Origin of the sequence: Gluconobacter kondonii (assembly GCF_002723995.1) — a bacterium.
Taxonomy (GTDB): Bacteria; Pseudomonadota; Alphaproteobacteria; order Acetobacterales; family Acetobacteraceae; genus Gluconobacter; species Gluconobacter kondonii.
Window position 1 is genome coordinate 15,725 of record NZ_BEWP01000007.1, and the last position, 23,509, is coordinate 39,233.

The window sequence follows — 23,509 nt, forward strand, 5'->3', positions numbered from 1 at the left end:
CCGTTGAGCAGCACCCTGCCCCGAACACCATCCCCTTCTGACAACCCTCTCACCGGGCGGGGGAAGCGACACCGGCGCCTGAAAACCGCTGGCGGTATTGTCGGAGCGCTGGTGGCCGCCCTCATCGTGCTGATCCTGGTCTGGCAATGGGATTGGTTCGTTCCCTACATTGACCGCAAGGCCACAGCAGCCCTGCAACGCCCCGTCAGCATCGCGCATCTGCATGTTCATCTTGGCTTCAAACCAACAATTACGATCGATGATCTAAAAATCGGCCAGCCCGAGGGCTTCGGGAAAGAAAAAGACGACTTTGCCTCGGCTCACGCCATCACGGTCAAGGTCGATGCATGGCGTTACCTGACAGGTGGCGGTCTCTCCGTGCCACTGATCCGTGTCGACACACCAAAAGGCGACATCGTTTCACTGGCTGATGGCACGAACAACTATACGTTCCCCTCATCGTCCAACACATCCTCCCAGACAGCGTCGCCTTCAACAACACTGCCCAAGCTCGGCAAGATCGAGATCAATGACGGCGATATCCGTGTAGCGATGGCAAAGCTGAAGACGGACATGCACGTCCTTATCCATACCGTTCCGCCAAAAGACGGCGACGACGGGCATATCGTCATTGATCTCGAAGGCCGGTACGCCCGCGCACCCATCACGGGTCATATTGTTGGGGGCGCCCTTCTGGACATCACAGACACCACGCATCCCTATCCAATCGATGGACGCCTCGCCAACGGCCCCACCTACATCACTCTGCGCGGCACGGTTGACGATCCGATCCACTTCCGCGGTACCAATCTTGCCCTGCATTTTGCCGGCCCGGACATGGCGCTCCTTTACCCACTGACGGGCGTACCCATTCCGGAAACCCCGGCCTATAGCGTCACCGGCAATCTGGCCTATTCCGACCACGCAATCCGTTTCCAGAAATTCGAAGGCCATATGGGCTCTTCGGATATCGGCGGCGACATCAACGTCAATCCGCATCAGAAACCGACCTTCGTGGATGCGGCCCTTCATTCCCATCAAGTGGATCTGGCGGATCTGGGTGGCTTCATTGGCGCACAGCCCGGCGAAGCGAAAAAAGCCGAACCGGCCAGCACCCGTGTACTGCCGGACAAGGCCATCAATGTCCCGAAACTCAATGCCGCCAACGTGCATCTGACATATCACGGCGATCACATCCGCAATAAAAACTGGCCTCTGGACAATATTGATACCGAACTCGACATCCACGACGGCGCCATTGACCTCAAACACCTGACCTTTGCCACCGGGACAGGAACCATTTCCGCAAATGCTACGCTTGAGCCGACCAAAAACGCCCAGTTCCACACCCGCTTCCGTCTGGACGTCTCCCGCCTTCCCCTCTCCCGCATCATGACATCCAAGGACATGTTCCAGGGTGAAGGCACTATTGGCGGTCATGTAACGCTTAATTCGACTGGCAATTCGGTCGCAACGCTGGTCGAAAACGGCAACGGTGGGACGACACTGGTGCTGGACCGCGGAGGTGATGTGACGGCCCTTCTTCCCGATCTGCTGGGGCTCAAGCTCGGCTCGGCCATTCTGTCTGCGCTCGGAATTCCGGATCGCTCAAAACTGGAATGCCTCGTGGCGGATCTGCCGCTCAAGGACGGTATTGTGCATACCGATGCAATGCTCCTGCAAACCGGTACTACCCGGACAAGCGGCACTGGCACCGTCAATTTTCATAAGGACACACTGGATTACGCCATCACCACCCGCTCGATCGGACCACAGATCCTGTCTCTGCCCGGCGCGGTCCATATTTTTGGCCCGATCAACAACCCCACAATTCTGCCGGGTGCGGAACTGATCGGCCGCGTCACAGCCTCTGTGGGGCTTGGGATCGTCTTTCCGCCAGCAGCTCTGATCCCGACCATCCAGCTTGGTGTCGGCAAGGGCTCGGCCTGCGAAAAAGCCATTCTGGAAGCCAATGAACATCCCGCCGCCGGGATCGCACCCGGCGCCACCACAGGCTCAGGCCCCAGCAGCATCCCGCACCCAGCACACCCACAGACAGCAACGCATCCGCAAACCTCACACCATCGCCTGTCTCCGGCAGAGATCCACAAGGCATGGGAGAAAAAATCGAATCCGAAATGAAAAGATACGCTCCGGGTCGTGGCAGAACCAGCTTTTTTGACTATAGCTTGGCCCAGCCATCCCCTGCCCCCGGAGTGTCCGCTTGCTGCTATCCAGACTCGACCGCTGGTTCCATATCACCGCCCGCGGTTCAACGATCCCGCGTGAGGTCATTGCCGGACTGACGGTCTTCGGGGCCATGGCCTATATCGTGGCCGTCAATCCGGCTATCCTCTCGGCGGCGGGTCTGGACCGTCACGACATGGTCATGACCACGATCGCCGGCGCCATCGCGGGTACGCTGCTAATGGCGCTCTGGGCCAGACTGCCCATCGCTCTTGCCCCCGCCATGAGCAGCAATGTCCTGTTCGCACAGGTTGTCGTGCAGCAAGCCCATGTCAGCCCGCGCACAGCCTTTACGGTCGTCCTGTTCAGCGGATTATGCTTCACTGCCCTCTCGCTGAGCCAGATCCGCCAGCGCATCATCCGTGGCTTTCCGCCCTCGATTGTGCTTGGGATCCAGATCGCACTCGGTGCCTTCATCGCCCGGATCGGCCTGATGACGGGCGGCATCGCCGTTCCTTCGCCCGAAGGTCTGACATTTGGCTCCCTGAGCAACCCGTCCGTCCTGCTCAGCATGGCTGGCGTCGTCCTGAGCGCCATTCTCGTCGTCCTGCGCGTCCCGGCCGGGCTGCTCCTTGCCATCCTCACCATTACCATCGCCGGACTGTTCATCCACACGCCCTCAGGCCCGATCACGCATCTTCCAGCCCAACTTCTGGACTGGCCGCATTATCCGACCAACCTGTTCCTGCCCTTCGATTTCCACGAATATTTTTCCCATCTCGGACTTCTCGTCCCCATCACGCTCTATTTTCTGCTGAGCGATTTCTTCGACGCAACCGCAACAATGATGAGCGTCGCACACCGCGCAGGCCTGGACGGAACGGTTGAAAAACCTGCGCTCGACCATCGCGCTTTCGGTTCCGATGGAGCCGCCAGCATCATCGGCGCCTCGCTCGGAACCTGCACGGTCTCCGCCTATGTCGAGAGCCTGGCAGGCGTGGAAGCCGGAGGCCGGACAGGCCTGAGCGCACTGGTCGTCGCAGTCCTGTTTGCACTGTCTTCCGTTTTCTGGCCGCTCATCACCGCCATTCCCGCGATCGCCACAGCGCCCGTGCTCATTCTCGTGGGACTGAACATGCTCGGCAGCCTCAGCCGCGTTGCTGAAACACCCGCAGAAGCCATCCCGCCCCTGATGATGCTGCTCATCGCAGGCGTGACCGGCAATTTCATGCTGAGTCTGTCCTGCGGCCTGCTGATCTACACCGCGCTCGCTGTCGCCACACGTCAGTTCCAGCGCCTAACGCCAATTGTCCTCGGTCTGGACGCCGCTTTCGTCTTTTACATGGTTCTTCAGGCGCACATGGGAGCATGAAGACTTTTTAAAGCGCCGTTTTAATTCTTTTTTCATAGCTTCAGGGCAGGCTGCCTCGCATGACTTCCTGCCCCCCCAACCCGCGCCACGTCTTTATCGCCACGCCCTGCTTCGGTGGCACCATCACACTGGATTACATGCAGTCCCTCATCGGCTGCACGGCCACAGCACCGGCCCATAATCTGCAACTCACCCTGTCCACGATCGGCAGTGACGCCCTCATCACGCGGGCCAGAAACACGCTTCTGCATCAGTTCGTGACCATGACCGATGCCACCCATCTTCTTTTCATCGACAGCGACATCGGCTTTTCGATTACCGACATTCTCGCCCTGCTGGATGCAAACCGCCCTCTGATCGGAGGAGCCTATCCCCTGAAATCCCATTACTGGGACCACGATACGGACCGTTTCATGGCCGCTGGCGAAGAGTCCAGAACAGCCAGCCTACGCTATGTCGGAGACTGCGCCGCGCTGCATGACGGCAACCCCTCGGAAGATATCGTCACTGTCTCCTATATCGGAACCGGCTTCATGCTCATGACCCGTCAGATGGTCCTCGACATGATCGCCCACTATCCCGAAACCCGTTACAGCCGCATCGACGCGAAGTCCGAAGGCCAGACTTCGCAAGCACCGTCGTCAGACGCCTATGCCCTGTTCGACTGTCTGATCGACCCGGAAACCCGGACCTATCTTTCCGAAGATTTCGCCTTCTGCCGCCGCTGGATCACAATCGGAGGAAAGGTCGCCCTCCACCGCGGTCTATCCCTGACCCATACAGGCAGCACGACGTTCAAAGGCGACCTGTCTGCGCGAACGCTGCCACTTTCTACACCCTGAACCTCAAACGGCGCATTTTCCAGCATCATCTGCCACTATTCGGTCATATTAAACCGGTTTAAACAGTCATGCGGTGTCGGGAGCGTGATGCATACATTCCCCGACACCGCTCCCACTCTCTTCAGACCATAACCGCCTGACGGAAAAACGGGATGTTGGCCACAGGGTCAGCCGCCCCTGCAGCCGTGTTGTAATACTGCTTGTGAAAACGGCTCAGAACGGCCGGATCGCTCGACGACGGCAGGGAGACCGGCGTCCGGTAATACCGGATGCGGGCCATTGCCGAGGCATATCTCAAATTGGAGACAAGTTGCGCGCTTCGGGGCAGATCCTGCGAAAGCATCCCCTCCAGAATCCGCTCGAACCTCCTGCCTGCCGGATAACACAGAAAGTTGACCCAGCAGTCGTCATGCGTCGCTGGCTCCATCTGCCACAAACCCAGAGCCGGGCCACCACCGATCTGCCGGACATATGTTCCCCGACTTTCCGCAAGTGCCGTGCCCGTCACCAGATTGACCGCAACGTCCCCATCCAGCCCGAGCGCCGCCAGTGCTGGGGCAACTACCAGATGCTTGAGCTGGCCTGCATCAATTCCACTCATGGCATCTCCTCACTTCGTAGTCAGGGACAGGGCGACATGCACCATGCCCGTCCCCAGAATGGATGTGACCAGCGTGATGATCCCCGTAATAACCGCCCGCCCCCCGATCAGCCGGTCCAGCTTCCCGTTAACCACGCGATTCCCCTCATCAACCTTCGTCTCCAACAGTTTCATCTGATCCCGTAGCGACGAGATTTCCTGCCGCATCTCGGTCCGCAGTTCCTCATATCGATCCGAAAGCCCTCCCGCGATCGTCTCCAGCCGCAGAACCCGATCTTCAAGCATCCGCAGCGTATAGGCGCGTCTCTCATTTCCATCAGCCAGACTGACTACCTGGCCTTCCCCGTCAGACATGCCGTCCCCCAAATAAAAAAAGCGCTCCCCGGAAGGAACGCTTTTGTGGCATTAAGCCATTAATATAGAAACAAACACCTGATTTATCAATGAAAACCTGAAACCTTCAGCCAAGCGCACCAAAAGCTGGCTTGGCCCCCTTCGGAGATAGGCGCATAGTCGCGCCCCATGACTGTTCCTCCGACAGAAACACTTCTCGATCTGCGTGGTCTGGCCTGCCCCATGCCCGTCCTCAAAGCCAATCGCGCCCTGCGTGACATGGCCCCGGGTGCGAAGCTGCGCATCCTCGCCACCGACCGCGCCTCAGTGGCGGATTTCCAGTCCTATTGCCGCGAAACCGGCCATGCCCTCATTGCGTTCACCGAAACCGCAGGCATGCTTTCCTTCGTGATCCGGCGACGTGCAGAAACGTCACCCTCCTGAGGAAACTCCAGCGTTCCCGTGTGCGGGGCTGGCAAAAACTGTCTTCTGCCTGTAATCCCCTCGCTACCTTGTTCCAAAGTGTGCCTTGAGGCTTTTCATGCCCGAACCCATTGATGCCCCCATGGATGCCCTGTCTTTTGAGGATGCCCTGTCCGAACTGGAGAGGATCGTCCGTGGCCTTGAAGGCGGGCAGATGAAGCTCGAGGACGCTATTTCCGCCTATGAACGCGGTGCTGCCCTGCGCAGACATTGCGATGCGAAGCTGGGAGAGGCCGAGATGCGTGTGCGTGCCATCGTGCAGAACGATGACGGCACGACAGGCACGGAGCCTCTTGCCGATACCGGAGACTCCGGCCGATGAATGCCCCTACCCCGTCTGTTTCCCTGAAGGACGCGCTTTCCCGCGCCTGTGCCGAAATCGAAAGCACAATCGACGCCCTTCTGCCCATGGTTCCGGGAGACGAGTCTGTTCTTCTGGACGCCATGCGTTATGCCGCCCTCGGCGGCGGCAAGCGTCTGCGCGGTTTTCTGGCCGTCGAAGTGGCGACATTGTTTGGCGCAGACCGCGAAGCCGCCCTACGCGTTGCCGCGTCGGTCGAACTGCTGCACGCCTATTCGCTGGTCCATGACGACCTGCCGTCCATGGACGACGACGACCTGCGACGCGGTCAGCCGTCCACGCACAAGCAGTTCGACGAAGCGATCGCGATTCTGGCAGGCGATGCCCTTCAGACCCGGGCTTTCGAAATTCTCGTCGAACCCGAAACCAGCCCCAATCCGGCCGTCCGCGCCAATCTGGCCCTTGCCTTGGCGCAGGCCTCTGGATCGGCTGGCATGGTCGGCGGTCAGGTCATCGATATCCGTGGCGAAGGCCGCGCCCTGCCGCTGGATCAGGTGCGCCGTCTGCACGCCCTGAAAACCGGCGCCCTCATCCGCTATGCCGCCGAATCTGGCGTCATTCTGGCTGATGTGGACGATGAACGCCGCGCCGCCATCGTCGCCTATGGCCGCGATCTGGGCACGGCGTTTCAGGTCGCCGATGACGTTCTGGATTCTACCGCCACCGCCGAGGAACTCGGCAAAACCGCTGGCAAGGACGAAGCCAGCGGCAAATCAACCTATGTCTCCCTGCTTGGCATCGACGGTGCCCGCGCCGAAGCCCGTCGCCTGAGCGACCGGGCCCGGGAGGCTCTTTCATCCTTCGGTGCACAGGCCGACGCCCTCAGGGCACTGGCAGATTATGTCGTCGAGCGCAGGAACTGATCCCATGAGCAAGAATTCCTCCACGATTCCTACCTATGGCCGCTATCCCGAACTGGATCGCGTCCGCTTCCCTGCCGACATGCGGAACCTGTCCGTCGATCAGCTCAAGCAGCTTGCCGACGAACTGCGCTCGGAAACCGTTGACGCCGTCTCCACCACGGGCGGCCATCTCGGCGCCTCTCTTGGCGTGGTCGAACTGACCGTTGCCCTGCACGCCGTCTTCAACACACCGGACGACCGCATCATCTGGGATGTCGGCCATCAGGCTTATCCGCACAAGATCCTGACCGGCCGTCGCGACCGGATCCGCACCCTGCGTCAGCCCGAGGGCCTGTCCGGCTTTACCCGTCGCTCGGAAAGCGAATACGACCCGTTCGGCGCAGCACATTCGTCCACGTCCATCTCGGCGGGCCTCGGCATGGCCGTCGCGCATCACCTGCGCGCGGAAGAAGACCCGAGCTATCACGAGCGCAACGTGATTGCCGTGATCGGCGACGGCTCGATTTCGGCTGGCATGGCCTATGAAGCCATGAACAACGCCGCAGTCGCAGGCCCCGGCGCAAACCGCCTGATCGTGGTGCTGAACGACAACGAAATGTCGATCGCCCCCCCGGTTGGTTCGATGTCGGACTATCTGTCGCGTCTGATGTCTTCGCGCCAGTTCTTCAGCCTGCGCGATCTCGCCGGCAAGGTCGCCAAGCGCCTTCCGGGCAAGATCGAGCGCACCGCCAAGCGCGCCGAAGAATATGCCCGCGGCCTGATCACAGGTGGCACGCTGTTTGAAGAGCTCGGCTTCTATTATGTCGGCCCGGTCAACGGACATGACATGAGCCAGCTCGTGCCGATCCTGCGCAATCTGCGCGATGCCGACGATCAGGGTCCGATCCTGCTGCACATCATCACCGAGAAGGGCCGCGGCTACAAACCCGCTGAAGCCGCCGGTGACAAGTACCACGCCGTCAGCAAGTTCAACGTCGTCACGGGTGAGCAGAAGAAGGCTCCGGCCGGTCCGCCGAGCTACACGTCCATCTTCAGCCGCGAACTGATGCGCCGCGCCAAGACCGACGACAAGCTCGTCACGATCACGGCGGCCATGCCGTCCGGCACGGGTCTGAGCGCGTTTGCCAAGGCCTATCCGGATCGCTTCTTCGACGTCGGGATTGCCGAACAGCACGCGGTCACTTTCGCAGCCGGTATTGCGTCCGAAGGTCTACGCCCGTTCTGCGCGATCTACTCGACCTTCCTGCAGCGCGCCTACGATCAGGTCGTTCACGACGTGGCGCTCCAGAACCTTCCGGTCCGCTTCGCCATCGACCGCGCCGGTCTGGTCGGTGCCGATGGCGCCACCCATGCCGGTTCGTTCGACCTCAACTACCTGTGCTGCCTGCCGAACATGGTCGTCATGGCACCGTGCGACGAGATCGAACTGCTACACGCCACGGCGACGGCCTGTGAATATGATGCCGGTCCGATCGCTTTCCGCTACCCGCGCGGCAACGGCATCGGGCTTGATCTGCCTGAAAAGGGCGAAGTTTTGGAAATCGGCAAGGGCCGCATCGTCCGCGAAGCCCGTCGCGCGCCGAACGCCCGCGGTGGCGTCGCCATCCTGTCGCTTGGTCCACGCCTGCATGAATCCCTGCGCGCCGCCGACCTTCTTGCCGCACAGGGCGTTCCGGTCACGGTTGCCGATGCCCGTTTCGCCAAGCCGATCGACAAGGCCCTTGTCGAAGATCTGGCCAACCAGCACGAAGTCTTCATCACGCTTGAAGAAGGTGCCATTGGCGGCTTCAGCAGTCTTGTCGTGCAGCATCTTGCCGAAACCGGCCTGCTGGACAAGGTCAAGTTCCGCCCGCTCGCCCTGCCGGATCGTTACATCGACCACAACACGCAGGACGCACAGTACGAGGAAGCCGGCCTGACCGCGCCGAACATCGTGCATGTCGCTGCCACGGCTCTGGGCGTGGACGTCGCCCAGCAGTCCGCCTGAGCGACTGATGGCCAAACGCCGCGCCGACCAGCTCCTCGTTGACAGAGGGCTGGTCGAAAGCCGGACACGGGCTCAGGCCCTGATCATGGCTGGCCTCGTCTATACCAGCGACCGCCGGATCTCGAAGGCTGGCGACCAGCTTCCCGAGGATGCCCCCCTCGCCCTCAAAGGGCAGGACCATCCTTGGGTATCGCGCGGCGGGCTCAAGCTGATTCACGCCATTGAACATTTCGGGCTGGATCCGAAAGGCCGCATCGCCATTGACGTGGGTGCCTCGACCGGAGGCTTCACGGACGTCCTGCTGACCCACGGCGCCGAAAAGGTCTATGCCGTGGACGTTGGACACGGACAGCTCGCCTGGAAAATCCGCTCGGACGAACGCGTCGTCGTCATGGAAAAGACGAATGCCCGCGCCCTGACGGTCGAACAGATTCCCGAACCCGCTGGAATTGTCGTCTGCGATGCAAGCTTCATCGGCCTGCGCACCGTCCTCCCCGCAGCCCTTGAACTCACCACGCCGGATGCCTGGGCCGTCGCGCTCATCAAACCGCAGTTCGAAGCGGGACGCGGCGAGGTTGGTGCGAAAGGCGTCGTCCGCGACCCTGCGGTTCATGAACGTGTCTGCGAAGAAATCCGCGAATGGTTCGCAGCCCTCCCCGGCTGGGACGTTCTCGGGATCGAAGCGAGCCCCATCACCGGTCCCGAAGGCAACCGCGAGTTCCTGATCGCTGCCAGAAAAACTGCTCCAGCCCAGCCGGAAGCGGAATAGTTTTCCAAAACAGTTTTCCCGGAAAGACCGCGCTTTTCCTTTGGAACTGCGGGTCTTCTCCGTGCTATGGCTCCGCCGTCATGACAGCCGTAATCCATCCCGACATCCGCCCCCGAATCAATTCCGTCGCCTCCGACGACCTGAACGCCGCCGAGCGCGAGCGCATTCATGCGAAATCCGCTCTCTTCGCACCACCCGAGGCGCGAATGGCCGACGGACGGCGCGATCTGGTGGGCCTGTCGCGCGAGGAACTGGCCGCGCTCATGACGGATATCGGCGAGAAGCCCTTCCGCGCCAAACAGCTCTGGCACTGGATCTATCACCAGGGCGCCACCGATTTCTCGGCGATGACCACCATCGCCAAGCCGATGCAGGCCAAACTCGCCGAGCATTTCGTCGTCAGCCGCCCTGAGACCGCGACCGAACAGACCTCCGTAGACGAGACGCGCAAGTTCCTCTTCCGCTTCCGCGACGGTCAGGAAGCCGAAACCGTCTATATTCCGGATCGTCGGGAAGACCGAGGCGCTGTTTGCATTTCCTCGCAGGTCGGCTGCACCCTATCCTGCACCTTCTGCCACACGGGCACCCAGAAGCTGGTCCGTAACCTCGGCCCGGCCGAGATCGTCGGTCAGTTCATGGCCGCCCGTGACAGCTACGGCGAATGGCCCAGCCCCAGCGCGGACATGCCACGCTACCTGTCCACGATCGTCCTGATGGGCATGGGTGAGCCGCTCTATAATTACGAAAATGTCGCAAAAGCCATGCGGATCATCATGGATGGCGAAGGCATCGCCCTTTCCCGCCGCCGCATCACGCTTTCGACTTCCGGTGTCGTCCCAATGATGGATCGCTGCGGCGAAGAACTTGGCATCAATCTGGCCATTTCCCTGCATGCCGTGACGAACGAACTGCGCGACCAGATCGTCCCGCTGAACCGCAAATACCCGATCGAAGAGCTGATCGCTGCCTGCCGCCGTTATCCGGCTGCGTCCAACGCGCGGCGCATTACCTTCGAATACATCATGCTCCGGGGCGTGAACGACAGCGAAGCCGATGCCCGCGAACTGGTCCGTCTGATTCGCGACCTTCCAGCCAAGGTGAACCTGATCCCGTTCAATCCCTGGCCTGGCTCGGACTTCCAGCCGTCCAGCCGCGCCCAGATCGCGAAATTCGCCAATATCGTGATGGACGCAGGCTTCGCCTCCCCCATCCGCGCGGCACGCGGACAGGACATCCTCGCAGCCTGCGGTCAGTTGAAAACCGAAAGCGAACGCCAGCGCCGTACAGCCGCATCGGATACCTGACACGCGCCCGGTTTCCCTCTGTCGGCTGAACTGCTAGAAACGCTTCTCAAACGAAACACACCGAGGACCACACCGTTATGAGTGCCCACCAGGACGTCAAGAAAGTTGTGCTCGCCTATTCTGGCGGCCTGGACACTTCGGTTATTCTTCGCTGGCTTCAGAAAACCTATAACTGTGAGGTTGTCACCTTCACTGCCGATCTCGGGCAGGGTGAAGAACTGGAGCCGGCCCGCAAAAAGGCCGAGATGTTCGGCGTCAAGGAAATCTTCGTCGAGGATCTGCGCGAAACCTTCGTCAAGGATTTCGTGTTCCCGATGTTCCGGGCCAACACGCTCTATGAAGGTCAGTACCTGCTGGGCACGTCTATCGCCCGTCCGCTGATCGCACAGCGCCAGATCGAAATCGCCGAAGCCGTCGGTGCCGATGCCGTGGCGCATGGTGCGACCGGCAAGGGCAACGATCAGGTCCGTTTCGAACTGGGTTATTATTCGCTCAAGCCGGACGTAAAGGTCATCGCTCCCTGGCGCGAATGGGATCTGACGTCCCGCACGAAGCTCCTCGCCTTCGCTGAAGAGAACCAGATCCCCGTCACGAAGGACAAGCGCGGCGAGGCTCCGTTCTCCGTGGATGCGAATCTTCTGCACTCCTCTTCCGAAGGTAAGCTGCTCGAAGACCCATCGATCGCAGCCGAAGAAATCGTCTTCCAGCGCACGATCTCGCCGGAAGCTGCTCCTGACGTCGCAACCGAAATCGCCATCGATTTCGTCAGCGGTGACCCGGTCGCCATCAACGGCGTTGAAATGACCCCGGCAACTCTGCTGACCCGCCTGAACGAACTGGGCCGCGACAACGGCATCGGTCGTCTCGACATCGTAGAAAACCGCTTCGTCGGCATGAAGTCCCGCGGCATCTACGAAACGCCGGGCGGCACGATCCTGCTGGCCGCGCACCGCTCCATCGAAAGCATCACGCTCGACCGCGAAGCTGCCCATCTCAAGGACAGCATCATGCCGCGCTATGCCGAAATCATCTATAACGGCTTCTGGTTCTCGCCCGAGCGCCGGATGCTTCAGGCCCTCATCGACACCAGCCAGCATTCCGTGACCGGACGTGTCCGCATGCGCCTGTACAAGGGCAATGTGACCTGCGTTGGCCGTGAGAGCCCGAACAGCCTGTACGATACCCGCGTCGTGACTTTCGAAGACGACGAAGGCGCCTATAATCAGCAGGATGCGCAGGGCTTCATCAAGCTCAACGCCCTGCGTCTGCGGCTCGGCGGTCAGATCGGCCGTCGCGGCGGCACGCTCTGACTTCTCAACTGACTCCCCGGGAAACCATGACCAGTCTGATCCGTCTTACATCCGCTTTCGCCCTGTGTGGCGCCTTTGCCCTCGCGGGCTGCTCGGGCGCTCCCAAGCCGGTGGATGATTCCGACCTGACACCGGCGCAGTTCATGGCGAAAATCCATGCCCAGCCCGGCGTCAAGACCCTGCCGGACGGCCTGGCCTACAAGGTTCTCCAGTCAGGCCCGAAGGATGGTGACAGCCCGCATCACGGCTCCACCATCATGGTCATCTACGAGGGTCGCCTCCCCGATGGTGGCATTTTCGACAGCTCCGACCAGCACGGGAACGGCGCCTACATGGAAATGCCGCTCGACGGCCTTGTGCAGGGTTGGCTTGAAGCCCTCCCCATGATGCATGTCGGCGATGAATGGATGCTCTACCTGCCGCCGAACCTCGGCTACGGCAAGCGCTCCATGGGCATTATCCCGCCCAACAGCCCGCTGATCTTCAAGATCCGTCTGCTGGGCGTCAACAACGGTGGCGGCGGCCAGCAGTAAAAGCCGTCACCTCTGCCGGAGCCGCCTTCAGGGCCGTTCCGGCAAGGTCCAGTGCGCCTCGCAGCGCGCTTCGTAAAGCTCCTGATCGCCCGTCTCCAGCAAATGACCGGTGTCATGGGTTTTCGCGGTCCACGCGGCGGGCGCACCACAAACATGACAGCGCGCCGTCAGGAGAATAACTTCGTCTGCCTCTCCCCTCAGCCGCTCCATGACGTCGAACGGAACGCGCCGGTAATCGGTATCCAGCCCCCCGACGGTCACATCCACGCCCTGCGCCCGAACACCCCGGATATCCTCAACGATATCGCCCTGATAATGCGGCGCAACCCAGAACTGTCCTTCATCCAGAACGATATGGCCGTACCTGTCCGCATCTGCGGGCCATGTGTTCACCGACATCGCAGCGAGATGAGATCCATCCCGGCTGACAAGCTCGGCGCCATCGCGCGTATCAAAGCCGGGTTTGAGGGCCAGAACATCCGTCTGCTTTTTCGCGGCAGCAATCAGATGCGCGGATTTCCCCGCAAACATCGGCCCCACATACACTACAAGACGGCCTCTGACGGTCATGGTTTCTCCTCCCGATAGCGCCATGAGCCCTATTACAGCCGATTTGCCAAGCCCCGGACTTGCTGAAACGCCTCCGAAGATGCGACAACGGCACTGTGATCAGAATTGACCCAGCCGTCCGACTGCCTCTGTTTCTCGCCATTTTCATGGTGGTGGTCTTCGTTGTCGGTCACGCCTGGGAAAATCGCGCTCAGGCCCCGCGCGAATACGCTAATGAATGCAGCACCTGCCACCATGGCGGTCATGGTCAGGTTTCTGAAGTCGCCCCCATCTTCGGTCGCGTTGGCCCGATTGCCCAGTCCCCTGCCGGTCATCACTATCTTGTCGATGTCCTGCTTTACGGACTAAACGGCCCCATCACGGCGGGAGACGGCCATTACAACAGCTCCATGCCCTCTTTCCATCGTCTTTCCAACGACGAAATCGCCCGCATCCTGACATTCGTCGCAAGTCAGGAAATGCCCGCAGACGCCCCCAAATTCACTGCCGCTGACATCGCAGCCGCACGAGCTCATCCGATGTCGGCGGCGGATGTCCTGCAGGAACGCCAGAGGCTGGACCTGCAAACCCCCGTTCATTGAAGCCTTTCGCTTCCCCTTTCCCAGCAAATGAAGACAGAACCCATGCAGCGCGTATTTTCCGGCATTCAGCCAACCGGCATTCCCCATCTGGGCAATTATCTCGGAGCAATCCGCAACTGGGTTACGCTGCAGGAAGACCACGACTGCGTCTTCTGTCTGGTGGACCTGCACTCCATCACGATGCCCTGGGACCCGCAAACCCTGCGTGAACAGACACTCGGCTCAACAGCCTGCCTGCTCGCGGCCGGAATCGAACCCACACGTCTGTACAACCAGTCCGCCGTCAGCGCGCATGCCCGCCTCGGCTGGATTTTCAACTGCGTCTCACGCCTCGGCTGGCTCAACCGCATGACCCAGTTCAAGGACAAGGCTGGCAAGAACCGCGAGAACCATTCGGCGGGCCTGTATGTCTATCCCAACCTGATGGCCGCTGACATTCTGGCCTTCCACGCAACCCGCGTCCCCGTCGGCGAAGACCAGCGCCAGCATATCGAACTTACCAACGATATCGGCCAGAAATTCAATCACGACATGGGCGTGGAGTTCTTCCCGCAAGTGGAAGCCTTCATTCCGCCTGCCGCGGCCCGCGTCATGAGCCTGCGCGACGGCAGCAAGAAAATGTCCAAGTCCGACCCGTCAGAACAGAGCCGCATCGTCCTGACCGACACGGCAGATGACATCGCCTTGAAGATCCGCCGCGCCAAAACTGATTCCGAACCGCTCCCCAGCGAAATGGACGGTCTGAGCGAACGTCCGGAAGCCCGGAACCTCGTCTCCATCTATGCAGCCATGTCGAATGAAACACCGGCAGACATTCTGGCCCGTTTCAGCGGTCAGGGCTTTGGCCCGTTCAAGAACGCTCTCGCGGATCTTCTGGTGGAACGTCTGGCCCCGGTCGCCAGCGAAACACAGCGCCTACTTCAGGACGAAGCACATCTGCTCTCGGTTCTGCGTGCCGGTGCCGAACGTGCAAACAGCGTTTCGGAACCGATCGTTCAGGAAGCCGAACGCCTCGTCGGCTTCCTACGTTAAAATTTCAGAGGCTGGACGACCGGGAAACCGGTTCGTTCAGCAGATCCATGATCTCGGCAGCCGCTGCATCGGCAGGCGTTCCCACAGGCGGCGCGAGCATCTCAAGCACGTCGGCAAATGCCATACGCTGCTTTTCCACCACCTGCGGATCGCTCAACAGCTTCGAGACCATCTCGGCCAGCTTCTTCGGCGTGCAGTCTTCCTGAAGCAGTTCCGGCACAACTTCCCGACCAGCTAGCAGATTGACCATCGCCACATGCGGCACTTTGATCAGACGCCGCGCGATTGTTGCCGTCACCGGATTGACCCGATACGTCACCGCCATCGGCACATTGCCCATCGCAAGCTCCAACGTAGACGTCCCTGACTTGGTCAGGGCGCACTGCGCTGCCGCAAAGGCATCGTGCTTGTCATGGATGTCCGTGACGATATGCGGCTGGATCGGCCATTTGCGGATCAATTGACGGATCGTCGGCGCAATCACAGGCGCAACCGGGATCACAGGACAGATATCCGGATACTGCACCCGCAGTAGATCCAACATCTTACGGAACACAGGCAGAAGCCGGGGCGCTTCCGAACGCCGACTGCCCGGCATCAGGATCACGACCGGCGCATGGGGCGGAATATTGTGCCTCAACCTGAACCGCTGCGCATTCCCCTGCCGAACACCGGACTGAAGCACCGGATGCCCGACAAACCGCCCCTCAAGTCCGCGTTTTGCAAACCATTCAGGCTCGAAAGGCAACAGGCAAAGAAGCCTGTCCCACAGACCCGGAAATTCCTTGACCCGGCTTTCCCGCCAAGCCCAGACCTGCGGCGCCACATAATGAACGCGCTTGATCCCGGAACGCTCGATCTTCTGCAACAGCCGCAGGGCAAAACCCGGACTGTCGATCGTCACGACAAGATCGGGTTTCCGCAGTTCGATATCCTGCACGGCTTCGAGAAGCCGCTGCGACAGATGCCGCAGCCGGGGCAGAACCTCGACAAACCCCATCACCGCCAGATCGCTCATGGGAAACAGGCTGTGCAGCCCCAACGCTTCCATGCGCCCCCCGCCAACACCGGCAAAAACCAGCGACGGGTCCTGCGCATGAAGCGCCTGCATCAGGCGCGCGCCAATCACGTCTCCACTGGCCTCACCTGCCAGAATCCAGATCACCCGCCCATAACAGGGCAAAGGCGTGGTCTTTTGGGAAGGGTCCACCGTGGCCTGTCCGTCAGATCCGGATTCTGGAAGAGAGTTCATCGACGCAGTACTGCCCCTGTTGCCTTGAGAACCGCAGCTTCCACCGATTTGGAAACTGCTTCAAGCTGCGTATCCGTAAGACTCTCGGTCTGCGGCTGCAAGACCACTTCCACACCGAGCGAGCGATGCCCTTCCGGCAGACTGCCGCCTTCGAACACATCGAACAGACGCACATCCTGCACCAGATTGCGATCCGCCATCCGCACCGCTTTCAGAACGGCCTGGATTTCGACATCCGGTCCGGCAACGAAGGCAAAGTCACGTCGCACAGGCTGCAACGCCGACAGGACAGGCACGGATTTCCGTTTGACCTTCGGCTGCGGCACCTGATCCAGATAGACTTCAAACGCCACCACGGTTCCGCTCAGGCCCAAGGCGCGTGCAACACGCGGATGCAATTCACCAAAGCTACCCAGGACCGTCTTCGGTCCCTGCCGGACCTGCCCTGACCGACCCGGATGATAGAAGCCCGGAGCATCCGCCGTCACGGAGAGTGCAGCTTCCGGCACGCCAAGCGCCACCAGAGCCGCCGACAGATCCGCCTTCGCATCCCACAAGGTTGCATCATGCGCGGCCACACCCGGCTCACGCGCTGTCTGTCCAGCCCGCAGTCCGGCAAGACGCAGATGCTGCCCTTCGGCATCAAAGCACGGTCCGACTTCGAACAGCGCACCTTCTCCCGAAACACCGAGGCCACGCGCCAGATTGCGAGACAGCGCCCGCGCCAGATTGACCAATGGGGTCGGACGGAGCTGATCCAGATCCGTGGCGATCGGGTTCAGAAGATGCTGGGTCTCCGGCAGATCTCCGAACAGTGCAGCATCGTCCTGCGCCACAAAGGAAAAGCCGACTGTCTCAGTCAATCCACGCGCCGCACAGATCCGCCGAAGCAGAGCCGCACGGGCCTGAAGAGACGTCACAGCCGGAGCCGGAACCACCGTCACCTGCGGCAACGCGACCGCCGGGACATTGTCCAGCCCGTAAAGACGCAGCACTTCTTCAAGAAGATCGCACTCCGCCTCCATGGCCCGAACATGATCGGCAGCCTTCGCCGCCATAGCCTCATCCAGCGTCGGGGCCTGCGCCAGAACCTGTCCCGAAGCGACATCATTCCGCCAGGACGGCACAAGGAACGTCGCGGCGTCCGCCGTCTGCTCCGTCACCTCAAAGCCGAGATGTTCCAGAGCGCGTACGGCATCTTCAGACGCGATATCCACGCCCCCCAACGTCTTCAGGCGCTCGAAACGCAACGTCGCGGTCCGCTTCCAGTCTGGCAGAGTGCCCGCTTCGATAATTTCGCTGACTTCACCGCCACACAGATCACGGATCATGACCGTGGCGGCTTCAAGCCCGTTGAGAACCTGTGCCGGATCAATCCCACGCTCGAAACGCTGGCGCGCATCGGTGTGAATGGCCAGACGACGTCCAGTCAGGGCAATCCGCACCGGATCAAATAAAGCAGATTCTACGAACACATCCGTCGTGTTCTCATCCACACCACTGCTCTCGCCGCCAATCAGCCCGGCAAGCGACTGCACCCCGGCTTCATCGACAATGACCATGTCCTCGGTTCCGAGCACATATTCGCGTCCGTCAAGGCCGGTGAAGGTCTCGCGAGCCGCGTGCGTCACCGTCAGCGTATCGCCTTTAAGTTTCGCAAGATCAAAGACATGCAGCGGTCGGCCAAGATCATATGTAAGGTAATTCGTTACATCGACGAGCGCCGAAATCGGCTTGACCCCAACGGCCTCCAAACGCCGCCGCAGCCAGTCCGGGCTCGGCCCGTTCTTCACATTCCGAATAACGCGCCCAACGATATACGGACAGGCCGGATGCTCGGTTTTCCATGCCAGCGGAGATGGAAAATCGCCTTCCACGGCTTCCGTAAGCCAGGGTTTGAGACGTCCGATGCCTCCTGCAGCCAGATCCCGCGCAATGCCACGAATGCTCAGCGCATCGCCACGATTGGGCGTAATCGCGATCTCGATAACCGGATCGTCCAGTTCCGCATAGGCAGCATAGGACTCCCCAATCGGAGCTGCTTCGGAAAGCTCGGCAATCCCGTTGCTTTCCTCGCCCAGCCCCAGCTCCTTCAGGGAGCACAGCATTCCGTTGCTGTCCTGCCCGCGGATCTTGCCCTTCTTGATGGTGATATCGAGACCCGGAACATACGTCCCCGGCGTAGCGAAAATCACATGCAGACCCGCGCGTGCATTCGGCGCACCACACACAACCTGCACGTCTTCAAAACCACCGCCAGCCGCCACACGACAGACCTGAAGCCGGTCCGCATCGGGATGACGATGCGCTTCGACAATCTTGGCCGTCCGGAAACCCACCAGACGGTCGGCAGGATTCTCAACGCCTTCGACCTCAAGCCCGATAACGTTCAGCCGGGCGCAGATGTCTTCAACAGAAGCCGTAAAATCAAGATGTTCACGCAGCCATGAAAGAGAGAACTTCATGTCACACGCCCTCCGTCAGCGTGGCAGGCGAAAACGCCGAAAATCCATAATGACGCAGCCAGCGCAGGTCGCTCTCATAGAAAGAGCGCAAATCGGGGATGCCATTCTTCAGCATCGCCAGACGCTCTATTCCCATTCCGAACGCAAAGCCCTGCCATTCAGCCGGGTCCAGTCCGCAATTCGCCAGAACCCGCGGATGGATCATCCCCGAACCCAGAACCTCAAGCCAGTCAGACCCTCCGCCGATCTCGCCCGTCGCCTTCGACCAGCCGATATCGACTTCCATGGAAGGCTCAGTGAACGGAAAGTAAGAGGCCCGGAAACGAACAGGCAGGTTCGGCTTGTCGAAATAAACGCGCAGGAACTCGATCAGGCAGCCTTTGAGATGACCCAGCGTGATATTACGATCCACCACCAGACCTTCGCACTGATGGAACATCGGCGAATGCGTGGCATCATGGTCGGCACGATACGTCCGGCCGGGTGCAATAATACGGATAGGAGGCTGTGAGCCGAGCATCGTGCGGATCTGCACGCCCGATGTCTGCGTCCGCAGCACCCGTGGCTCTCCGCCTTCAGTCTTTGGCGGCAGATAGAATGTGTCGTGCTCGGTCCGTGCAGGATGATGGTCCGGCGTGTTGAGCGCCGAGAAATTGTGCCACTGGCTCTCGATATCCGGTCCTTCGGCAACGGAAAAACCCATCGCGCCGAAAATGGCCGTCATTTCTTCAATGGTGCGGCTGATGGGATGGATGGTGCCCGTCACAACCGCAGGCGCCGGCATCGTCACATCGACGCGCTCAGAGCGCAGACGGGCTTGAAGCGCCTCTTCCTCAAGATCACGACCACGCGCCTCGACAGCGGCCGTCAATTCGTCGCGCAGACGGTTCAGCGCCTGACCGCGCTCCTTGCGCTCCTCAGGTTCCAGCTTGCCGAGCTGCTTGAGCAAACCAGTCAACGCACCGGATTTACCCAGTGTCCCGACGCGGATCGCGTCCCACTGCGCACGGTCCTGCGCGCCAGCCAGCGCCGCCAGCGTGTCATTCCTGAGTATATCGAGATCGTCAGCCATACCGCCCATCTCCTGCAGCACAAAACAAAACGGGCCGTCCTGATAACAGGACGGCCCGCCAGCCACCAGACCCCGAGGATGGGATCAAGCCGGAAAAAGCTCAGCCGAGAGCGGCCTGGGCCTTCTTCACGATTTCACCGAAAGCGGCGCTATCGTCAAAAGCGATGGCAGCGAGAACCTTACGGTCGATCTCGATGCCAGCCTTGTCCAGACCGTTGATGAAGCGGCTGTAGGTCAGACCGTGCTCGCGGACGGCAGCGTTGATACGCTGGATCCACAGGGCGCGGAAATCACGCTTCTTGTTGCGACGGTCACGATACGCATAACGCAGCGCCTTCTCGACGCGCTCGAGAGCAATGCGATAGTTCGTGGACGAACGGCCACGATAGCCCTTGGCGAGCCCGAGAACCTTCTTGTGACGGGCGTGCGACGTTACGCCCCGCTTGACACGTGCCATAGTACCTTATCTCCTCAGAGCCCGTAGGGCGCCCACTGCTTGATTGTCTTCGCATCCATGTCCGTCATGGTCTGGGGACCACGGTTGGTGCGCTTCATCTTCTGCGGACGGTTGATAAGGCCATGGCGCTTGTTGCCCGGGCCGCACATCACTTTGCCGGTCGCGGTGATCTTGAACCGCTTCTTGACCGACGACTTGGTCTTCATCTTGGGCATTTCGGTCTCCCTCGCCGTAAACGATTGGTCCCTCGCACAGTAGGGACTCTGCACGGCCGGGCATGCCACTCGTGGCCCGGACGCGTGCGCGGAAGCGGTGTCCTTATCGGAGGCCAAAGTATTCTGCAAGCGCATTATTTTCTTGAACGCTCAATCATAAGTGCCTCCTTTCCTCAAGTCACGACGACGTGAATGTCCTCACAGTGACGTGAGCAAAGTGAACCTTCTGACATCTTGACCCTTGATATCCTTCCATGTGCTTTGTCCGGAAGTCACCGTGCTGCACCAGAACAACATCTTCAGGAACATCATGAGCACATCATCCCGGCCAGGGCTCTGGGCCCTGATAACGGCCGCGGTCTTCGCGCTTTGCGGCGCGATCCTTACCGTAGGCGGCGCCTGGGTCGCCGCTATCGGCGGCCCACTCTATTACGTCCTCCTTGGCCTGGCACTTCTTGCCACGGCTTTCCTCTCATTCCGACGCAATCCGGCTGCACTCTATCTGTTCGCAGTCGTCGTTTTCGCAACGGTCATCTGGGAACTCACAGTTGTCGGCCTCGACATCTGGGCCCTGATCCCGCGTTCGGATATCGTCATCATTCTCGGCATCTGGCTGCTGCTGCCGTTCGTCTCCCGTCAGATCGGCGGAACGCGTACGACCATTCTGCCGCTCGCAGGTGCCGTTGGCGTTGCGGTGCTGGCCCTGTTCGCCAGCCTCTTCACGGACCCGCACGACATCAGCGGCGAACTACCGACGCAGATCGCAAATGCCTCCCCCGTCGACCCGGACAACGTCCCGGCCAGCGAATGGCACGCTTACGGCCGTACGCAGGCCGGTGACCGCTGGTCCCCGCTGAATCAGGTCAATGCATCGAACGTCAGCAACCTCAAGGTCGCATGGCATATTCATACGCACGATATGATGACGCCCAACGACCCGGGCGAAGCAACGAACGAAGCCACCCCGATCGAATTCAACAACACGCTTTACATGTGCTCCCTGCACCAGAAGCTGTTTGCGATCGACGGCGCGACCGGCAACGTCAAATGGGTCTATGATCCGAAACTCCAGATCAATCCCGGCTTCCAGCATCTGACCTGCCGTGGCGTCAGCTTCCACGAAACGCCGGCCAATGCGACCGATTCCGATGGCAATCCCGCTCCGACGGACTGCGCCAAGCGCATCATCCTGCCGGTTAACGATGGCCGTCTGGTTGAAGTCGACGCGGACACGGGCAAGACCTGCTCGGGCTTCGGCACCAATGGCGAAATCGATCTGCGCGTTCCGAACCAGCCCTACACGACGCCCGGCCAGTACGAGCCGACGTCCCCGCCGGTCATTGCGGACAAGCTGATCATCGCCAACAGTGCGATCACCGATAACGGTTCGGTCAAGCAGGCTTCGGGCGCCACGCAGGCATTCGACGTCTATACCGGCAAGCGCGTCTGGGTCTTCGATGCCTCGAACTCCGACCCGAACCAGCTTCCGGATGAAAACCATCCTGTCTTCCATCCGAATTCTCCGAACTCCTGGATCGTGTCGTCCTACGACAAGAACCTGAACCTCGTTTACATTCCGATGGGCGTGGGCACTCCCGACCAGTGGGGCGGGTATCGCACGAAGGATTCCGAGCGTTTTGCTCCGGGCATCGTCGCGCTGAACGCAGACACGGGCAAGCTCGCCTGGTTCTACCAGACGGTTCATCACGATCTGTGGGACATGGACGTTCCGTCCCAGCCGAGCCTCGTGGATATTACGCAAAAGGACGGCACACTTGTTCCGGCCATGTATATCCCGACCAAGACCGGCGATATCTTCGTCCTCGACCGTCGCACCGGCAAGGAAATTGTCGCAGCTCCGGAAACCCCCGTTCCCGGCGGCGCTGCTCCTGGCGATTACACCAACCCGACACAGCGGATGTCCAAGCTGACCCTGCGTCCGAAGAACCCGCTGAACGACTCCGATATCTGGGGCGGCACGATCTTCGACCAGATGTTCTGCAGCATCTATTTCCACAGCCTGCGCTACGAGGGCCCCTTCACGCCACCGTCGCTTCAGGGCTCGCTCATCTTCCCGGGCGATCTGGGAATGTTTGAATGGGGTGGCCTAGCCGTCGATCCGCAGCGTCAGGTGGCTTTTGCCAACCCAATCTCCCTGCCGTTCGTCTCCCAGCTGGTTCCTCGCGGACCGGGCAACCCGCTCTGGCCTGAAGAAAACGCCAAAGGCACAGGCGGCGAAACCGGCCTGCAGCACAACTATGGCATTCCCTATGCCGTCAACCTGCATCCGTTCCTGGATCCAGTGCTGCTGCCGCTCGGCATTAAGATGCCCTGCCGCACGCCGCCCTGGGGCTATGTCGCCGGTATTGACCTGAAGACCAACAAGGTCGTCTGGCAGCACCGCAACGGCACTCTGCGTGACTCGATGTATGGCAGCTCCCTGCCGATCCCGCTCCCGCCGATCAAGATCGGTGTCCCGAGCCTTGGTGGCCCGCTCTCCACGGCTGGCAACATCGGTATCCTGACGTCGTCCATGGATTACTACATCCGGGCTTACAACCTGACGACGGGTAAGGTCCTCTGGCAGGATCGTCTGCCGGCTGGTGCCCAGAACACTCCGATGACCTATGCCATCAACGGCAAGCAGTACATCGTGACCTATGCTGGCGGACACAACTCGTTCCCGACCCGCATGGGCGATGACATCATCGCCTACGCCCTGCCCGATCAGAAATGATCTGACAGGACCACACAGGTCATGAAAAAGGGGAGGTGCCATCCGGCATCTCCCCTTTTTTGATGGCAGCGTACTGGCCACAGACATGTTCGTTACATATGGTAATAATTCGGTCGCAGACGAAAGACATGCCATGAGATTGCCCGCCGCCCGCCCCGCACTCGCTGTGACGGTCATATTTTT

At 60.5% G+C, this 23,509-nt stretch carries 22 protein-coding genes; 14 read left to right on the forward strand and 8 right to left on the reverse strand.

Annotated features, from left to right (window positions below; genetic code table 11):
* The first annotated feature begins 78 nt into the window (after positions 1–78).
* The 3 genes from GKO01_RS09155 (at position 79) to GKO01_RS09165 (ending at position 4,401) form a co-directional block, all read left to right on the forward strand.
* A complete protein-coding gene (locus GKO01_RS09155; protein WP_373319080.1) occupies positions 79–2,142 on the forward strand; it encodes an AsmA family protein in 2,064 nt (687 codons plus the stop codon).
* Between the two features lie 85 nt (positions 2,143–2,227).
* Complete coding sequence (locus GKO01_RS09160) at positions 2,228–3,559, forward strand: NCS2 family permease (RefSeq protein WP_099286961.1); 1,332 nt, start codon at positions 2,228–2,230, stop codon at positions 3,557–3,559.
* A 59-nt stretch (positions 3,560–3,618) separates the two neighbouring features.
* Positions 3,619–4,401: a hypothetical protein gene (locus GKO01_RS09165; protein WP_099286823.1), complete on the forward strand. Its 783-nt coding sequence runs from the start codon at positions 3,619–3,621 to the stop codon at positions 4,399–4,401.
* A gap of 121 nt (positions 4,402–4,522) precedes the next feature.
* On the opposite strand, the gene GKO01_RS09170 is transcribed toward GKO01_RS09165, so the two are convergent.
* The gene (locus GKO01_RS09170; protein WP_099286824.1) at positions 4,523–5,002 is read right to left on the reverse strand and encodes a hypothetical protein; all 480 of its coding nucleotides are present in this window, start codon (positions 5,000–5,002) and stop codon (positions 4,523–4,525) included.
* Positions 5,003–5,011: 9 nt separating this feature from the next.
* Positions 5,012–5,356 (reverse strand): hypothetical protein, encoded by a 345-nt coding sequence (locus GKO01_RS09175; protein ID WP_099286825.1) that lies wholly within the window; start codon positions 5,354–5,356, stop codon positions 5,012–5,014.
* Positions 5,357–5,524: 168 nt separating this feature from the next.
* On the opposite strand from GKO01_RS09175, the gene GKO01_RS09180 reads away from it, so the two are divergent.
* The 8 genes from GKO01_RS09180 (at position 5,525) to GKO01_RS09215 (ending at position 12,945) form a co-directional block, all read left to right on the forward strand.
* Positions 5,525–5,779 carry a sulfurtransferase TusA family protein gene (locus tag GKO01_RS09180; RefSeq protein ID WP_099286826.1) on the forward strand — a complete coding sequence of 85 codons (255 nt, stop codon included), beginning with the start codon at positions 5,525–5,527 and terminating at the stop codon, positions 5,777–5,779.
* 97 nt (positions 5,780–5,876) lie between these two features.
* Entirely contained in the window at positions 5,877–6,140 is a 264-nt protein-coding gene (locus GKO01_RS09185; RefSeq protein WP_099286827.1) for an exodeoxyribonuclease VII small subunit, read from the forward strand.
* Positions 6,137–7,042, forward strand: a complete 906-nt coding sequence (locus tag GKO01_RS09190; RefSeq protein ID WP_099286828.1) for a polyprenyl synthetase family protein — start codon at positions 6,137–6,139, stop codon at positions 7,040–7,042. The genes GKO01_RS09185 and GKO01_RS09190 overlap by 4 nt, the downstream gene beginning before the upstream one ends.
* 4 nt (positions 7,043–7,046) lie before the next feature.
* Positions 7,047–9,029, forward strand: coding sequence for a 1-deoxy-D-xylulose-5-phosphate synthase (gene dxs, locus GKO01_RS09195; protein WP_099286829.1), 1,983 nt, complete (start codon positions 7,047–7,049; stop codon positions 9,027–9,029).
* Between the two features lie 7 nt (positions 9,030–9,036).
* Entirely contained in the window at positions 9,037–9,798 is a 762-nt protein-coding gene (locus tag GKO01_RS09200; RefSeq protein WP_099286830.1) for a TlyA family RNA methyltransferase, read from the forward strand.
* 80 nt (positions 9,799–9,878) lie between these two features.
* A complete protein-coding gene (gene rlmN, locus GKO01_RS09205) occupies positions 9,879–11,102 on the forward strand; it encodes a 23S rRNA (adenine(2503)-C(2))-methyltransferase RlmN (protein WP_099286831.1) in 1,224 nt (407 codons plus the stop codon).
* Positions 11,103–11,179: 77 nt separating this feature from the next.
* Positions 11,180–12,412 carry an argininosuccinate synthase gene (locus tag GKO01_RS09210; RefSeq protein ID WP_099286832.1) on the forward strand — a complete coding sequence of 411 codons (1,233 nt, stop codon included), beginning with the start codon at positions 11,180–11,182 and terminating at the stop codon, positions 12,410–12,412.
* Positions 12,413–12,438: 26 nt separating this feature from the next.
* Complete coding sequence (locus GKO01_RS09215; RefSeq protein WP_099286833.1) at positions 12,439–12,945, forward strand: FKBP-type peptidyl-prolyl cis-trans isomerase; 507 nt, start codon at positions 12,439–12,441, stop codon at positions 12,943–12,945.
* A gap of 27 nt (positions 12,946–12,972) precedes the next feature.
* Here the strand turns inward: GKO01_RS09215 and GKO01_RS09220 are convergent, their stop codons facing one another.
* Positions 12,973–13,515, reverse strand: coding sequence for a thymidine kinase (locus GKO01_RS09220; RefSeq protein ID WP_099286834.1), 543 nt, complete (start codon positions 13,513–13,515; stop codon positions 12,973–12,975).
* Positions 13,516–13,610: 95 nt separating this feature from the next.
* Between GKO01_RS09220 and GKO01_RS09225 the strand changes: the two genes are divergently transcribed.
* Positions 13,611–14,096 carry a c-type cytochrome gene (locus GKO01_RS09225; RefSeq protein WP_244901398.1) on the forward strand — a complete coding sequence of 162 codons (486 nt, stop codon included), beginning with the start codon at positions 13,611–13,613 and terminating at the stop codon, positions 14,094–14,096.
* Positions 14,097–14,138: 42 nt separating this feature from the next.
* A complete protein-coding gene (gene trpS, locus GKO01_RS09230; protein ID WP_099286835.1) occupies positions 14,139–15,128 on the forward strand; it encodes a tryptophan--tRNA ligase in 990 nt (329 codons plus the stop codon).
* A 4-nt stretch (positions 15,129–15,132) separates the two neighbouring features.
* Here the strand turns inward: trpS and lpxB are convergent, their stop codons facing one another.
* The 5 genes from lpxB to rpmI form a co-directional block, all read right to left on the reverse strand.
* Complete coding sequence (gene lpxB / locus GKO01_RS09235; protein WP_099286836.1) at positions 15,133–16,380, reverse strand: lipid-A-disaccharide synthase; 1,248 nt, start codon at positions 16,378–16,380, stop codon at positions 15,133–15,135.
* Positions 16,377–18,845, reverse strand: a complete 2,469-nt coding sequence (pheT, locus tag GKO01_RS09240; protein ID WP_099286837.1) for a phenylalanine--tRNA ligase subunit beta — start codon at positions 18,843–18,845, stop codon at positions 16,377–16,379. The genes lpxB and pheT overlap by 4 nt, the downstream gene beginning before the upstream one ends.
* A gap of 1 nt (position 18,846) precedes the next feature.
* Positions 18,847–19,917 carry a phenylalanine--tRNA ligase subunit alpha gene (gene pheS, locus GKO01_RS09245; RefSeq protein WP_099286963.1) on the reverse strand — a complete coding sequence of 357 codons (1,071 nt, stop codon included), beginning with the start codon at positions 19,915–19,917 and terminating at the stop codon, positions 18,847–18,849.
* Positions 19,918–20,017: 100 nt separating this feature from the next.
* Positions 20,018–20,374 (reverse strand): 50S ribosomal protein L20, encoded by a 357-nt coding sequence (gene rplT, locus GKO01_RS09250; protein WP_062033041.1) that lies wholly within the window; start codon positions 20,372–20,374, stop codon positions 20,018–20,020.
* Positions 20,375–20,388: 14 nt separating this feature from the next.
* Complete coding sequence (gene rpmI, locus GKO01_RS09255; protein WP_046901279.1) at positions 20,389–20,589, reverse strand: 50S ribosomal protein L35; 201 nt, start codon at positions 20,587–20,589, stop codon at positions 20,389–20,391.
* A gap of 310 nt (positions 20,590–20,899) precedes the next feature.
* On the opposite strand from rpmI, the gene GKO01_RS09260 reads away from it, so the two are divergent.
* Entirely contained in the window at positions 20,900–23,326 is a 2,427-nt protein-coding gene (locus tag GKO01_RS09260) for a glucose/quinate/shikimate family membrane-bound PQQ-dependent dehydrogenase (RefSeq protein ID WP_099286964.1), read from the forward strand.
* Positions 23,327–23,509: the final 183 nt, after the last annotated feature.